Source organism: Nonomuraea sp. NBC_00507, assembly GCF_036013525.1.
GTDB lineage: Bacteria > Actinomycetota > Actinomycetes > Streptosporangiales > Streptosporangiaceae > Nonomuraea.
Genome location: NZ_CP107853.1, coordinates 4,537,118 through 4,551,164 on the forward strand (window position 1 = coordinate 4,537,118; position 14,047 = coordinate 4,551,164).

The window sequence follows — 14,047 nt, forward strand, 5'->3', positions numbered from 1 at the left end:
GTCGCCAAATGAGCATTGATGTGAGCGATATTCCGGCACTTGCCCGAGGGTGCGCCGTTCTGGGCACCGGCGGCGGTGGAGACGTCCGTACCGGATCGTTGGCCGCCGCACGGGCCATCCGCGAGTACGGCGAGGTGCCGCTGGTCCGGCTGGCCGACCTGGCGGACGACGCGCTGATCGTGCCGCTGTCGGGGATCGGGGCGCCGACCGTCAGCCACGAGATGATCCACAGCGAGGACGAGCCCAAGCGCATCGCCGAGGAGATCGAGCGCCTCTTCGGCCGCCCGCCCAGCGCCGTCATGTCATCCGAGATCGGCGGCTCCAACGGCGTCGCCCCGGTCGCGTGGGCCGCGCAGCTCGGGTTGCCGCTGCTCGACGCCGACGGCATGGGGCGGGCCTTCCCCGAGGTCCAGATGGTGTCGATGTACGTGGCGGGGCTGCCGGCCGACCTCGTGATCATGACCGACGTCGCCGGGAACGTGGTCACCATCCGCCCGGTCGACGGACTGTGGTCGGAGAGGCTGGCCAGGGCCGTGTGCGTGGCGGCGGGATCCAGCGCGTTGATGGCCGACTACGTGATCACGGCCGCGCAGGCGCGGGGCGCGGTCATCGAGGGCACGGTCACGCGCGCGCTCGAGATCGGCAGGGCCACCGAGGGCACGTCGCCTACGGGTGCCCGGGCGGCCGACCCGCTGCGCGCGCTGCAGGACCGGCTCGGCGCCGCCAGGCTGATCACGGGCAAGCTGACCGACGTGGAGCGGCGCACCACGGGCGGGTTCGTACGGGGCACGGCCACGATCGAGGGCACCGGTGACGACCGGAGCCGCACCGTCACGCTGGAGCTGCAGAACGAGAACCTGGTCGCCGTCGAGGACGGCCGGGTCCTGGCCATGGTGCCCGACCTGATCACGGTCGTGGACACCGAGACCGCCGCCGCCATCCAGACCGAGGGCCTCAGGTACGGCCAGCGCGTCACGGTGCTCGCCTGGCCGTGCGACCCGCTCTGGCGCACCCCCAAGGGACTGGAGACCGCCGGGCCGCGGGCGTTCGGGTACGAGCTGGACTACGTTCCGGTCGAGGAGCTGACGGCACATGGCTGACCTGCCGGAGCTCGCGGAACTCGCGGAGCTCGGGATCGGGATCGACGTCGGAGGCACGAACACCGACGCGGTGGTGCTCGGCTCCGACGGCCGGGTGATGGCCAAGGCGAAGCGCCCGACGACGCCGGAGGTGACCGAGGGCCTGCGTGCCGCACTCGACGCGGTCCTGGCGGAACTCGGGGACGCGCGGCACCGGGTCACCCGCGTCATGCTGGGCACCACGCACGCGACCAACGCGATCCTGGAGCGCCGCAACCTCGGCCGGGTGGCCGTGCTGCGGCTCGGCGCGCCCGCCACCACGTCCGTGCCGCCGCTCTCCGGCTGGCCCGGCGACCTGCGCAAGGCCGTCTCGGCCGGCGAGGCCATCGTGCCGGGCGGCCACTACGTCGACGGCCGCGCGATCCGCCCGCCGGACCTCGGCGCGATCCGCCGTTTCCTGGACGGCGTGGAGGCGGAGGCCGTGGCCGTCACCAGCGTGTTCAGCCCGGCGAGCGGTGAGCACGAGCGCCTGGTCGAGGAGCTGGTCCGGGCCGAGTACGGGCTGCCGGTCTCGCTCAGCCACGAGATCGGCTCGCTCGGCCTGCTCGAACGCGAGAACGCCACTGTGCTCAACGCCGCGCTGTACGGGGTCGCCGCCCACGTGACCGGCGCCCTGGTCGCCGCGCTGGCCGAACGCGACCTGCGAGCCCGGCCGTACCTGGCACAGAACGACGGCACGCTCATGACGCTGGAGCACGCCGCGCGGCTGCCCGTGTCGACGATCGGCTCGGGCCCGGCGAACTCGCTGCGGGGGGCCGCGTACCTCTCGGGAGTGGCGGACGCGATCGTGGTGGACGTGGGCGGCACCTCCACCGACCTCGGGGTGCTGGCCGGCGGGTTCCCGAGGGAGTCGGCGGCGGCGGTCGAGATCGGTGGGGTGCTGACCAACTTCCGCATGCCGGACATCCTGGCCATCGCGCTCGGCGGCGGGACCGTGGTGAGAGACCGCGGGATCGGGCCGGACTCGGTCGGCTATCGGATCGTCCAGGAGGCGCTGGTGTTCGGCGGCAGCACGCCGACGATCACCGACGCCGCCGTGGCCGCCGGCCGCATCCCGGCGGACGGAGAAGGCTGGCGCGCCCGCATGGGTGACATGTCGGAAGGAATCCGCGACACCCTGGAAAGGGCGGTGGCCGTCGCGGACGAGATGGTGATCGACGCCGTGGACAGGATGGCGCTCGGCAAGTCCGACAGACCGCTGGTCGCGGTGGGGGGCGGCGCGTTCGTCCTGCCGGAGCGCATCCCGGGCGCGGGCCGGGTGATCCGCCCCGAGCATGCCGAGGTGGCCAACGCGGTGGGCGCCGCCATCGCACTGGCGAGCGGCAGAGTCGATACGATCTTGCCTGCGGGAGATAGCCGGTCAGAAGCCATTGAAAGGGCCAAGGAGGAGGCGGCGGCGCGAGCCGTGGCCGCGGGGGCGGATCCCTCCGCGGTCGAGATCGTCGATCTCCTTGAGGTGCCGCTGAGCTACCTCTCCGAACCCGCCGTGCGGGTACACGTCAAAGCAGCCGGACCACTCGCCCGGTGAAAATCGAAAGGATCCCCCCACCATGCGCTGGCACAAGCGTCTGCTCGTGGCCGGAGTCACCAGTGTCCTGGCCTTGACCGCGTCCGCGTGCGCGGGCGGCCAGGTGCGTGGCGGCGGCGGGACACCCCAGCCGCAACCAAGCGGCAGTCAGCCGGCGACCACGCAGACCAACGACAGCACGTTCGTCTACGTGCCCAACCTCGACGTGGTCACCGACTGGGACCCGGCGACCTCCTACTCCAACGAGATCATCGCCTTGTCGAACATCTACGAGGGTCTGACCAGGTACAACTCGGAGACCCGCAAGGCCGAGCCGCGCCTGGCCACCGAGTGGACCTCGGCGAACGACGGCAAGGAGTGGACGTTCAAGCTGCGGCCGGGCGTGAAGTTCCACTCCGGCGCCACGATGGATGCCGAGGCCGCCAAGAAGGCCATCGAGCGGACGATCGAGAAGAAGGGCGGCGCGGCCTACATCTGGGACGCGGTCGACACCATCGAGGCCGTGGACGCGTCCACATTGAAGTTCACGCTCAAGTACGCCACGCCGCTCGACCTCGTCGCCTCCTCCGGCTACGCGGCCTACATCTACGACGTGGACGCCGTGGACCCCGACGGCAAGACCACGGCCGGCACCGGCCCGTACACGATCGACTCCTGGCAGAAGGGCAAGGAGACCGAGCTCACGCTGAAGGCGTTCGACGGCTACTGGGGCGGCTGGAGGCCCGAGCAGTACAAGAAGGTCGCCTTCCGCGTCACGCCGGAGATCACCACGGCCTGGCAGCTGCTGCAGAACGGCGAGGTGAACTTCGTCCAGCGGCTGAACCCGCAGCTCTTCCAGCAGGCGGGCACGACCGCGAAGGTGCAGACCGCGCAGGTGCCGTCGTTCCAGAACCTGCTCGTGTTGTTCAACACCGCCTCAGGGCCGACGAAGGACGAGCGGGTACGGCAGGCGCTGCAGGCGGCCATCGACTACGACGGCCTGATCGCCGCGCTCAAGGGCTCGGCCACGAAGGCCAGCGGTCTGGTGCCACAGGGTCTGCTCGGCCACGCCACGGGCATGGAGCCCAAGCAGGATCTGGCCAAGGCGCAGGAACTGCTGGCGGATGCCGGGTACGGCCCCGACCTCCCCGAGCTCAAGCTCTCCCTGACCTACGCCCAGGGCGACGAGGACCAGAAGCTGCTGGTCACGCTGCTCAGCTCGACGCTGAAGAAGTTGAACGTGACCCTGCAGGCCAAGCCCATGACCTGGAACGCGCAGTGGGACCTGGGCAAGAAGCAGGGGCAGGACATCTTCGTCATGTACTGGTATCCGGACTACCCGGATGCCTACTCGTGGTTCGTGAACGTCTTCAAGAGCGCCGAGAAGCCGCAGTTCAACCTGTCCTACTTGAAGAACGCCGGGATCGACGCGGCCATTGACGCGTTGCCGCAGCTCACGGCCACTGACCAGCTCAAGGCGGACATGGCGTACCAGGATCTGCAGAAGAAGATAATCCAGGAGCAGGCGGCGGTGGCGGTGCCGTACGTGCAGACCTACCAGCGCGCGCTCACGGACGACATCCAGGGATACGTGGACAATCCCGCCTACCCCAACGTGGTCTTCTTCTACGACCTCAAGCGCGCAAGCTGACCCATGGCGCGTTATCTGGCTCGCCGGCTCGGCCAGGCCTTCCTGGTCGTGGCCGGCGTGGTCATGCTCACGTTCGCCGTCATGCGGTTGGTGCCCGGCGATCCCGCGGTCGCGTTCGCCGGGCCGAAGGCCACGCCCGAGCAGCTGGCCGCGGCACGCGAGCGGTTCGGCCTCGACGACCCGATCCCGCTGCAGTTCGTGACCTACGTGCGTGACCTGTTCACCGGCGACTGGGGGACCAGTCTGCGGACCCGGCAGCCCGTGCGCGACGACCTGTATCTCGCTTTCCCGGCCTCGCTGGAGCTCGTGGGGGCGGCGCTGGTGGTCGCGGTCGTCGTGGGCATCCCGATCGGGGTGCTCGCGGCCCGCTATAAGACGAAATTTCCGGACTTCGGGGTGCGGTTCACCAGCATGCTCGCGGTCTCCGTGCCGGTCTTCTGGCTGGCCCTGGCCATGCAGCTGGTGTTCGCCGGCCATCTGGGCTGGTTCTCGATCGCCGGCGAGTACGACTCCTCGCTCGACACCACCAGCCCTCTCACCCTCTGGACGAACATCACCCTCGTCGACGCCCTCATCACCGGCAACTGGCCGATCTTCAGCAGCACTCTCGAACACCTGGTGTTGCCCGCTCTCGTCGTGGCCGCCTACCCGACCGGTGTGATCGCGCAGATGACCAGGGCGGCCCTCATCGAGGAGTCCGGGCAGGACCACGCCCGGCTGGAGCGTGCGCTCGGCTTCGGGGAGACGTCCATCCTGACCAGATTCGCCCTGAGGCCGGCGCTGAGCCCGGTGTTGTCGCTGATCGCCCTGGTGTTCGCGTACTCGATCGTCAACGGCTTCCTGGTCGAGGCCGTCTTCAACTGGCCGGGTCTCGGCCGTTACGCTGCCGAGTCGATCAAGTCGCTGGACACCCCGGCCATCGCCGGCGTCACTCTCCTGGTCGCCCTCGTCTACACCCTGGCCAACCTCGTCGTGGACCTGCTGCAGGGCGTCGTCGATCCGCGGGCGAGGGCACGATGACCGCCACCGAGGCGCCGCTGCGGCGCACGCTGCCGAGGATCCCCGACCGGTTCGCGGCCTTCGGGGCGGTGCTCATCGTGGTCGTCGTGCTGGCTTCGATCCTGGCGCCGTGGCTCGCGCCGTACCCGGACGAGCCGAACCCGCTGGAAATACTGCAGCCGCCGAACGCCGCCCACTTGCTCGGGACCGACCAGGTGGGGCGGGACGTGCTCACCAGGATCCTGTACGGCGGTCGCACGTCGTTGTTCGTCGCCGTCGCCGTGCTGGCTGTCTCCGCGGTGGTGGGGGTGACGCTCGGCGTGGTGGCCGGGTACGCGGGCGGCTGGATCAGGGACGTGATCATGCGGGTCACGGACGTGTTCCTGGCCTTTCCAGCGCTGCTGCTCTCCCTGGCCCTGGCGGTGGTGCTGCAGCCCGGCGTGAACACCGTCGTGCTGGCCATCGCGGTGACCTGGTGGCCGTGGTACACGCGGCTGTCCGCCTCGGTGGCCGCGTCGATCGCCACCCGGAGCTACGTGGACGCCGCCCGGTGCCTCGGCGTGCCCGCGCCGCTGATCATTCTCAGGCACGTGCTGCCGAACTCGCTCACCCCCGTCCTGGTCCAGGTCTCGCTGGACGCGGGCGGGGTGATCCTCACCGCGGCCGCGCTGTCGTACCTGGGGCTGGGCGCCCAGGAGCCGACCGCGGAATGGGGGCTGATGGTGCAGCAGGGCCAGACGCTCTTCACCACGAACTGGTGGGTCGTGACCTTCCCAGGGCTGGCGATTCTGGTGACGGCGTTCGCGTTCAACGTGCTCGGCGAGGGGCTCAGGAACGCGCTCGACCCGCGAAGGGTGGTCAAGTGATCGAGGTACGCGACCTCCGCGTCAGTTACGGGGGACGAGTCGTCGCCGATGTACCCGAGCTCGACGTGGGCGCGGGCGAGTGCGTGGCGATCGTGGGGGAGAGCGGCTCGGGCAAATCGACCACGTTGCTCTCGTTGCTGGGCCTCACCCCGGATGCCGAAATTTCGGGACACATCAAGGTCTGCGGCGTCGAGGTGCTGACCGCCCCGCCCCGCCGCCTCCGTGAGATCCGCGGTGCAAAAGCCGCCCTGGTGATGCAGTCGCCGCAGGCGGCGCTCAGCCCCGCCACCCGGCTCGGCGTCCTCATGCGCCGCGCGCTCAGGCTCCACCGCAGAGACGCCACGGAGCAGGCCATGGCGGAGGCCATGGAGGCCGTGCTGCTCGACCCGGAGCTCCTGCGCCGCTATCCGCACGAGGTCTCGGGCGGCCAGGCCCAGCGCTTCGCCATCGCGCTGGCCATCGCCCTGGGCGCGGAGGTGATCCTGGCCGACGAGCCCACGAGCGCCCTCGACGTGACCGTGCAGGCCGAGGTGGTGGGCGTGCTGCGCAGGCTGCGGGCCGAGCGGGGCCTGGCGCTCCTGCTCGTCTCCCATGACCTGGCCCTGGTGTCCACGATCGCCGACCGGGTGCTCGTCATGAAGGACGGCGCGGTGGTCGAGTCGGGGCCCGCCGCGGACGTGCTGGCCGCGCCGTCCCACCCGTACACGCGCGAGCTGCTGGAGGCCCTGCCGTGAGGATGCTGAGGGCCGAGCGGGTGACGCTCGGGTACGGCAAGCGCCCGGTCGTGCACGACGTGAGCCTGGAGATCACGGAGGGTGGCGTCGGGCTGATCGGGGAGAGCGGCTCAGGCAAGACGACACTGGCCCGGGCGTTCCTGGGCCTCCTCACCCCTATGTCCGGAAATATCTGGTACGGCGACCAAACGCTGAAAAACACAGACATGCGGGCGTTCCGTAAGGACGTCCAGCCCGTCTTCCAAGCCGAGGCCCTCGACCCCCGGATGCGGATCGGCTCCTCCATAGCGGAGGCACTCCCAAGGGCCGGGCGAGCCAGGGTGGGGGAGTTGCTCGAACAGGTCGGACTGGACCGGGACCTGGCGGCCCGAAGGCCGCACCAGCTCTCCGGAGGCCAGCGCCAGCGCGTCGTGATCGCCAGGGCCCTGGCCGTGGGCCCCCGCCTGCTCATCCTGGACGAGCCCACCAGCGCACTCGACGTGACGGTCCAGGCCAAGATCCTCGACCTGCTGGCGGGCCTGGACACCGAGCGCCTGCTCATCACCCACAACCTCGCGGTCGTGGAGCGGCTGTGCCGCACGTCCCACGTGCTGTTCGCGGGCCGCGTCGTCGAGTCGGGGCCCACGGCCGACCTCCTGGCCGAGCCCGCCCACCCGTACACCAAGGCCCTGCGCGACGCCGTGCCCAAGCTCGGCGGGTCCCCGCCGGAGGCCAGGGGGCGGACGGAGGCCGTGCCGGCGGCGACGGGCTGCCCGTACCGGCTGCGCTGCCCGATCGCCGTGCCGGCGTGCGAGCAGGCGCCTCCTCTGCGGGAACTGAAGGACCGTCAGGTGGCCTGCCACCGGGCGGAGGAGGTGCTGCTCACTTGATGACCAGCTGAGCCCTCAGATGGGCGGTGACGTCGTCCGCGAGCTTCTCCATCAACCGGGCCAGCTCCGTCCGGTCCGCCGCCGACCAGTCGGCCAACGCTCCCTCGAACCAGTCGGTGGTCACTTTGCGGCACTTGTCCGCCGCCTCGGCGCCCTCCTGGGTGAGGGCGATGCGCCAGGCCCGGCCGTCGTCGGGGTCGCGGACGCGCTCGACCAGGCCGCGCTGCTCCAGCGCGGCGACGTGCCTGGTCACATGCGGGCTCTCCACCTGAAGTGCCTCGGCGATCGCGCCGATCCTGCGCGGTTCGCCCGCGTCCAGCAGGCTGACGAGGATCTCCACGCCGGGCCGGTCGAGCCGGATGCCCGCGGCCTCGGTCAGCCGCTCGTGGGTCTTGCCGCGCTTGAGGGTGGTCACGAGCGTGCGGAAGGCCGACACCGTTCTGTTGAGATCTTCGTCCATCTCGTTTGCTTACCTAACTTACGTATGTATTATCGCTTCTTGTTACTTACCTAAGTTATCTAAAGGAGCCGAGATGGCGACAGCCGTCGCATCGAGCGCACGCACGACGTCGAACAGGAACCCCTGGCCGGGAGTGATCGCGCTGGCCTTCGGCGCATCCATCGCCGCCCTTCAGAACACCGCGGTGGTGCCGTTGCTTCCAGTGCTGCAACGCGAGCTGGACACCTCTCTTGCCGCCGTGAGCTGGACGCTCACGCTGAGCCTCCTGGTCTCAGCGGTGGCCACGCCGCTGTTGTCGCGCTTCGGCGACATGTACGGCAGGCGCACGATGATCCTCGGCGCGCTGGCCCTGCTGGTGATCGGCTCGGTCATGGCGGCCCTGGCGACCTCGCTGGCCTGGCTGTTGGTGGCGCGCGTGCTGCAGGGCGCCGTGGCCGCCCTCGTGCCGCTGTCGATCGGGGTGGTACGCGACGTGCTGCCCCGGCAGCAGTTGGCGACCGGCATCGGGGTGGTGAGCGCGACGATGGGGTTCGGCGCCGGCGGCGGGATGATCCTGGCCGGGCTCGCCGCGGGCGACTGGCACCTGGTCTTCTGGATCATGGCCGGCATTTCCCTGGTGGCCGCGATCATCGTGGCCTTCCTCGTCCGCGACCACGCCCCGGCCGTGCGGGCCCGCCCCGACCTGCTCGGCGCCGCGCTGATGGCCGCCTGGCTGGTGGCGCTCCTGCTGGGCATCAGCGAGGGCGGCTCCTGGGGCTGGACCTCGCCGGGCGTGCTCGGCCTGTTCGCCGCCGCGGCGCTGCTGGCCGCGGTCTGGGTCCTGGTCGAGCGGAGGGTGGCCGAGCCGCTGGTGGAGATGTCGATGCTGGTGCACCGGGGCACGGTCGGCGCGACGGTGGCCTCGATGCTGCTCGGGTTCGCGTTCTTCACGATCCTGACGGGCATGTCCGGGTTCGCCCAGTCGCCCGTGTCCGGCCTGTCCGCCTCGGCCCTGGAGGTCGGGCTCTACCTGCTGCCGAGCACGCTGTTCATGCTGGTGATCTCGCTGTTCGCGGGCCGGCTCATGCGGGTCTTCCAGGCCTCGACGATGGTCGCGGCGGGCTCCGGGGTCACCGGCCTGGCCGCGCTGTGGCTGGTGTACATGCACGACACCCCTGCCCACCTGTATGTGGCCGCCTCGCTCATGGGCGTCGGTCTCGGCGTCGGCTACGCGGCTCTGGGCACCATGGCCGTCGAGCATGTGGACCCGGGCAAGACGGCCGTGGCGGCAGGCGTGAACGCGCTCGTACGGATCGTGGGCGGCAGCACCTCGGGCGCCGTGATCGCCGCCATCCTGGCCGCCCAGCCCGGCGTCACCGGCTATCAGTGGGTCTTCGGCGTGGCCACCGCGGCCGGGGCGGTGGCCACGGTGTTCGCCACGGTCTACGGGCGGCTCAACCGCAGGCACGTCACAGCGGTCTAAGAAGTCGGCATGAGATCGCCATGTCACAGCGCCTTCAGCCCGCTGATCACCTCCAGCAGCACCTTGGCGTCCGGCGCGGGAGGCGGGTGCTCGACCTGCACGAGCTGGCGCGCGTGCAGGTCGCCGACCAGCACGCGGACCACGCCGACCGGCAAGTTGAGCTCGGCGGCCACGTCGGCGAGCCGGGTGGGTTTGGTGCACTTCTGCAAGATGATCAGATGCTCGGGCCCGAGGCCCGCGGGCGGCGTCAGGCCGCCGGCGGTGATGATCACCGCGATGAGGTCGATGGCCTCGCTCGCGGGCACCGTACGGCCCCTGGTCAGCAGGTAGGCGGGGACGATCGGACCGGCGTCCTCGTCCAGCCAGCGCTCGTCACTCACTTCGCACCACCCGCATGGGGCGTACGGGCTCCTGCAGCACGGGATCCTCCGGTTCGGCCACGTGCTCTTCCGGGATCAACACGATGGCGGTGGTCCCTCCATATGGTGAACCGCGCAACGTCACGCGGATGTCGTGCCTGGCGGCCAGGCGGGAGACGACGAAAAGGCCGAGCCGGTCACTGTCGGCCAGGTCGAACTCCGGTGGGCTGGCCAGCCGCTCGTTGAGTTCGGCCAGCTCCTCTGCGCTCATGCCGAGCCCGCGGTCCTCGACCTCGAAGACGAAGCCGCGGGCCGCCTTCTCGCCACGCACGATGACCGAGGTGTGCGCGGGGGAGTAGACGGTGGCGTTCTCGATGAGCTCGGCGATCAGGTGGATCACGTCTCCGACGACCGGCCCGGCCAGGCGGTTGGCCGGCATCGGCTCGACGGTGACTCGTTGGTAGTCCTCCACCTCGGCGGCCGCGCCGCGGGCCACGTCCAGCAGCGGCACGGGCCGGCTCCAGCCGCGGCCCGGGGTCGCGCCCGACAGGATGATCAGGCCCTCCGCGTGGCGGCGCATGCGGGTGGTCAGGTGGTCGAGCTTGAAAAGATCTTCGAGGGCGTCCGGATCGGTCGCCCGGTGCTGCATGTCCTCCAGCTGGATGCGCTGGCGGTGCAGCAGGGTCTGGCTGCGCCTGGCCAGGTTGCGGAACACGTGGCCGACGCCCTCGCTGAGCTGCGCCTGGCCGACCGCGGACTCCACGGCGGTCTGCTGGACGGTGGAGAAGGCCTGGCCGACGTCGTCGATCTCGGTCGTCGTGCTCGTCACCGACAGCTCCGGCAGGTCGACCTTCTCGCCCCTGCGCAGCTTGGCGACCACGTGCGGCAGCCGCTCCTGGGCCATCTCCAGCGCGACCAGCCGGAGCGCGCCGAGCTCCTTCGACAGCCGGTCACCCATCCGCAACGAGAACGCGATCGACACCACGACCAGCGCGAAACACGTGCCGGCCAACATGAACGCCCGATTGATCACCTCGTCGGCGACCGGCTCGGCCCGCGCGCTCAGCATCGCGCTGGCCTGCATCTGCGTCTTGTTGAACGACGTGGCCAGCCCCTCTGTCGCGCTGAGCCAGCCCTTGGGCATGCCGCCGGCGATGATCTGCTCTTCCATCATCCGCATCCGCTGGTAGGCGGGGGAGGCGATCAGGGCGGCGTTGGCGTCGCGCAGGGCCGGGTCGAGCTCGGCGAGGGACTGGTCGATGAGGAAGCGCCGGTTGCCGGCGATCTCGGTGAACAACCTGCGCTCCGCGGCCGTGACCGGCCCGAGCGCGATGGCCTGCTCCCGGGTCAGCAACTCCTTGGCGTAGCTCATGTCGATGACCACGCGGGACTGCTCGTAGATCGGGATGTCGTCGATGAGCGCGACGCGTCGGTGCAGGCCGAAGAGCGTGTCGATGATCGCGTTGTAGGCCTCCACGGTGTGCAGACGGTCGGACAGGCCCGTGTCGATCTCTCCTCTGATCGCGTCGAGCCTGTCGAGTTGCGCATACACCGCGTCCACCTGTGTGCGGATCTCTTCCGATCGGTCCTTGGATGTACTGGAGAGTTGCCTGAACGTGTCCCTGGCGGTGTCGGTACGGGTGCGTTGCGCGGCGACGGCTGCGGTGCCGGCCGTGTGCCGCAGGAGCTTGGCCGAGACGAGACGCTCATGCTGGATCTCGCTGATCAGTTTGTACGCGGGAAGGCGCAGGTTCGTCCAGAGTGTCTTGTATTCGCGCAGCTCCAAACCCTCGGTCGCGGTGACGGCGGTGATGACCCCCCACAACACCACCATGGAGGCCAGCGGCACCAGCAGTAGGCCGATGATCTTCATGCGGATCGTTCGGCTACGACCCATGGCACCTCACTCCGGTCGGTCCCCTGCTGGCAACCCCGGACGGGACAGGGTGAGGATAGCAATCCGATCACCAAAATGCCCAATTTTTCGGGACTTTTTGACACGCGCCCCCTACCTCCGTGATCTTGGAGTAGGTTTCCCGGGGTACATCGCTGACAGAGGGAGATGCGTTGCGCCGTCGTCTCGCCGCGGCCGTCGCGCTGGCGCTTCTCGCGGCCTGCTCACCGCCCCCCGAACCACCGCGGGCCCCGGCCGGCGAGGCGCCGTTCGTGCACGTACAGAACCTCGACGTGATCACGGAGTGGGACCCCGGCAAGTCCTACTCCAACGAGATCATCGCCTTCCAGAACATCTACGAGACGCTCACGCTCTGGAACCCGGTCACCAAGAAGTCCGTCCCCCGCCTGGCCACGTCGTGGCGGGCCTCGGCCGACGGCCGCACCTGGACGTTCAACCTGCGTTCCGGCGTGACCTTCCACACCGGCCGGCCGCTGGACGCGGCGGCGGTCAAGGCGTCGATCGAGCGCACCATCGCCTCCAAGACCGGCGCGTACTACATCTGGGACGCGGTCTCCTCCATCAGGGCCGAGGACCCGTCGACGGTGACGTTCGTGCTCAAATACCCGGTGCCACTCGACCTGGTGGCCTCCGCCGGGTACGCGGCCTATATCTACGACACCAAGGCGGCGCCCGACCTGACGAAGTGGTTCGGCCAGGGCAGGGACGCGGGCTCGGGGCCGTACACGGTGGCCAAGTGGCAGAAGGGCAAGGAGGAGGAGCTCACGCTCACGGCGTACGACAAGTATTGGGGCGGCTGGGACAAGCCGCACTACAGCACGGTGAAGTACCGCGTCGTGCCGGACGCCGACCAGGCGTGGCGCCTGCTGCTGCGCGGTGAGGTGAGCTTCGTCGAACGGCTCAACCCGCGCCTGTTCGCCAGGGCGACGCGCACGCCGGGCGTGCGCACGTCCGAGCGGCCGTCGTTCCAGACGGCGATGCTGTTGTTCAACACCGCGAGCGGCCCCATGAAAGACGTGCGGGTGCGGCGCGCCGTGCAGAAGGCCGTCGACTATCAGCGCCTCATCAAGGACCTGAAGGGGGCCGGCTCACCGGCCAGCGGCGTCATCCCCGAAGGACTGCTCGGTTACGTGCCCGGCCGCGTGCCCCGCCAGGACCTGGCCGCCACGCAGCGGCTGCTGTCCCGGGCGGGTTACGGCCCGGGAGGCCGGCCGTTGCGGCTACGCCTGACGTACGGGCAGGGTGACACCGACTGGCGCCTGCTCGCCACGCGGCTGGAGGCTACGCTGAAGCCGCTCAACGTCACTGTCGAGGCCACGGCGATGCCCTGGACCGCGCAGTGGGATCAGGGCCGGAAAAAGGGTCAGGACATCTTCGTCATGTATTGGTGGCCCGACTACGCCGACGGCTACTCCTACTTCGGCAACGTCTTCCACAGCGGCGAGCCGCCCGTGTTCAACCTGACCTACCTCAAGGATCGTGCGCTGGACACGCTGCTCGACACCGTGCCCGAGCTGACCGTGACCGACAAGCACGCGGCGCAGCGAGCGTACGAGCAGGCCACCAAACGGGTGCTGGACCAGCGGGCGGCCGCCGCGCTGCCCTGGGTGGTCAACTACCAGCGCGCCTACCAGGGGAGCGTCCAGGGCTACGTGGACAACCCGGCCTACTCCGACGTGGTCTTCGTCTATGAGTTGCGTCCGTCCGGCTGAGTGTGGGCACGCTCGCGCAGGCGTGTCCTGATCTCCTCGGGCGTGTAGGCGCGGCGCCGTCGTTCGGCCCGCGCGATCACCACTCCCGTGGCCGCGACGCCCATGATTCCGGCCAGACCGAGCATCTTCCACCAGCGCATAGTTGCCTAGACTATGACCTGTTGATGGCGCTCGCCATGCGAGCCGGTGGTTACCGGTAGAACTGTTCTCCCACGTGATGGGTTGCGATGGACCGTAATCGCGTCCGGCGGGGCGATGGCCCAAGAGCCGCACTCGTGGACGGACGCGGCTTCGGCTTCCACCGGATCACTGCCCGTCCTCGATCGGCGTGCGACGTGGCTACGCCGATGTTCGTTTTGCGTAAACACAGAGAA

Annotated in this window: 13 protein-coding genes; 9 read left to right on the forward strand and 4 right to left on the reverse strand. The window is 69.8% G+C overall.

The features are described from left to right. Positions 1-20 precede the first annotated feature (20 nt). From OHA25_RS22495 to OHA25_RS22525, 7 genes are read left to right on the forward strand one after another with little or no spacing between them, the layout of a single operon-like run. On the forward strand, positions 21-1,100 hold the full coding sequence (locus OHA25_RS22495; protein ID WP_327589462.1) for a DUF917 domain-containing protein: 1,080 nt from the start codon (positions 21-23) through the stop codon (positions 1,098-1,100). Further along, the gene (locus OHA25_RS22500) at positions 1,093-2,667 is read left to right on the forward strand and encodes a hydantoinase/oxoprolinase family protein (RefSeq protein ID WP_327589463.1); all 1,575 of its coding nucleotides are present in this window, start codon (positions 1,093-1,095) and stop codon (positions 2,665-2,667) included. The genes OHA25_RS22495 and OHA25_RS22500 overlap by 8 nt, the downstream gene beginning before the upstream one ends. Positions 2,668-2,689: 22 nt before the next feature. After that, the gene (locus OHA25_RS22505) at positions 2,690-4,297 is read left to right on the forward strand and encodes an ABC transporter substrate-binding protein (protein WP_327589464.1); all 1,608 of its coding nucleotides are present in this window, start codon (positions 2,690-2,692) and stop codon (positions 4,295-4,297) included. A 3-nt stretch (positions 4,298-4,300) separates the two neighbouring features. Continuing rightward, a complete protein-coding gene (locus OHA25_RS22510) occupies positions 4,301-5,317 on the forward strand; it encodes an ABC transporter permease (protein WP_327589465.1) in 1,017 nt (338 codons plus the stop codon). Next, positions 5,314-6,162, forward strand: a complete 849-nt coding sequence (locus OHA25_RS22515) for an ABC transporter permease (RefSeq protein ID WP_327589466.1) — start codon at positions 5,314-5,316, stop codon at positions 6,160-6,162. The genes OHA25_RS22510 and OHA25_RS22515 overlap by 4 nt, the downstream gene beginning before the upstream one ends. Continuing rightward, a complete protein-coding gene (locus OHA25_RS22520; RefSeq protein WP_327589467.1) occupies positions 6,159-6,896 on the forward strand; it encodes an ABC transporter ATP-binding protein in 738 nt (245 codons plus the stop codon). Before OHA25_RS22515 ends, OHA25_RS22520 begins: the two co-directional genes overlap by 4 nt. Before the next feature lie 2 nt (positions 6,897-6,898). Continuing rightward, a complete protein-coding gene (locus OHA25_RS22525; RefSeq protein ID WP_327591030.1) occupies positions 6,899-7,765 on the forward strand; it encodes an ABC transporter ATP-binding protein in 867 nt (288 codons plus the stop codon). Here OHA25_RS22525 and OHA25_RS22530 read toward each other — a convergent pair. Continuing rightward, the gene (locus OHA25_RS22530; RefSeq protein WP_327589468.1) at positions 7,758-8,225 is read right to left on the reverse strand and encodes a MarR family winged helix-turn-helix transcriptional regulator; all 468 of its coding nucleotides are present in this window, start codon (positions 8,223-8,225) and stop codon (positions 7,758-7,760) included. The genes OHA25_RS22525 and OHA25_RS22530 overlap by 8 nt on opposite strands. Before the next feature lie 73 nt (positions 8,226-8,298). On the opposite strand from OHA25_RS22530, the gene OHA25_RS22535 reads away from it, so the two are divergent. After that, positions 8,299-9,687 (forward strand): MFS transporter, encoded by a 1,389-nt coding sequence (locus tag OHA25_RS22535; protein ID WP_327589469.1) that lies wholly within the window; start codon positions 8,299-8,301, stop codon positions 9,685-9,687. A gap of 23 nt (positions 9,688-9,710) precedes the next feature. Here the strand turns inward: OHA25_RS22535 and OHA25_RS22540 are convergent, their stop codons facing one another. After that, a complete protein-coding gene (locus tag OHA25_RS22540; protein WP_305916372.1) occupies positions 9,711-10,067 on the reverse strand; it encodes a DUF742 domain-containing protein in 357 nt (118 codons plus the stop codon). After that, the gene (locus OHA25_RS22545) at positions 10,060-11,919 is read right to left on the reverse strand and encodes a sensor histidine kinase (RefSeq protein WP_327589470.1); all 1,860 of its coding nucleotides are present in this window, start codon (positions 11,917-11,919) and stop codon (positions 10,060-10,062) included. Before OHA25_RS22545 ends, OHA25_RS22540 begins: the two co-directional genes overlap by 8 nt. A 194-nt stretch (positions 11,920-12,113) precedes the next feature. Here OHA25_RS22545 and OHA25_RS22550 point away from each other — a divergent pair, with 194 nt between their 5' ends. Beyond that, the gene (locus OHA25_RS22550) at positions 12,114-13,673 is read left to right on the forward strand and encodes an ABC transporter substrate-binding protein (RefSeq protein WP_327589471.1); all 1,560 of its coding nucleotides are present in this window, start codon (positions 12,114-12,116) and stop codon (positions 13,671-13,673) included. On the opposite strand, the gene OHA25_RS22555 is transcribed toward OHA25_RS22550, so the two are convergent. Further along, entirely contained in the window at positions 13,649-13,813 is a 165-nt protein-coding gene (locus OHA25_RS22555; protein ID WP_305916369.1) for a hypothetical protein, read from the reverse strand. The genes OHA25_RS22550 and OHA25_RS22555 overlap by 25 nt on opposite strands. Positions 13,814-14,047 lie beyond the last annotated feature (234 nt).

Bases quoted from the DNA above. Each gene is read 5' to 3' on its own strand.
- OHA25_RS22500 (WP_327589463.1), top strand. From the start codon at position 1,093: ATGGCTGACCTGCCGGAGCTCGCGGAACTCGCGGAGCTCGGGATCGGG.
- OHA25_RS22505 (WP_327589464.1), top strand. From the start codon at position 2,690: ATGCGCTGGCACAAGCGTCTGCTCGTGGCCGGAGTCACCAGTGTCCTG.
- OHA25_RS22510 (WP_327589465.1), top strand. From the start codon at position 4,301: ATGGCGCGTTATCTGGCTCGCCGGCTCGGCCAGGCCTTCCTGGTCGTG.
- OHA25_RS22515 (WP_327589466.1), top strand. From the start codon at position 5,314: ATGACCGCCACCGAGGCGCCGCTGCGGCGCACGCTGCCGAGGATCCCC.
- OHA25_RS22525 (WP_327591030.1), top strand. From the start codon at position 6,899: ATGCTGAGGGCCGAGCGGGTGACGCTCGGGTACGGCAAGCGCCCGGTC.
- OHA25_RS22530 (WP_327589468.1), bottom strand. From the start codon at position 8,225: ATGGACGAAGATCTCAACAGAACGGTGTCGGCCTTCCGCACGCTCGTG.
- OHA25_RS22535 (WP_327589469.1), top strand. From the start codon at position 8,299: ATGGCGACAGCCGTCGCATCGAGCGCACGCACGACGTCGAACAGGAAC.
- OHA25_RS22545 (WP_327589470.1), bottom strand. From the start codon at position 11,919: ATGAAGATCATCGGCCTACTGCTGGTGCCGCTGGCCTCCATGGTGGTG.
- OHA25_RS22555 (WP_305916369.1), bottom strand. From the start codon at position 13,813: ATGCGCTGGTGGAAGATGCTCGGTCTGGCCGGAATCATGGGCGTCGCG.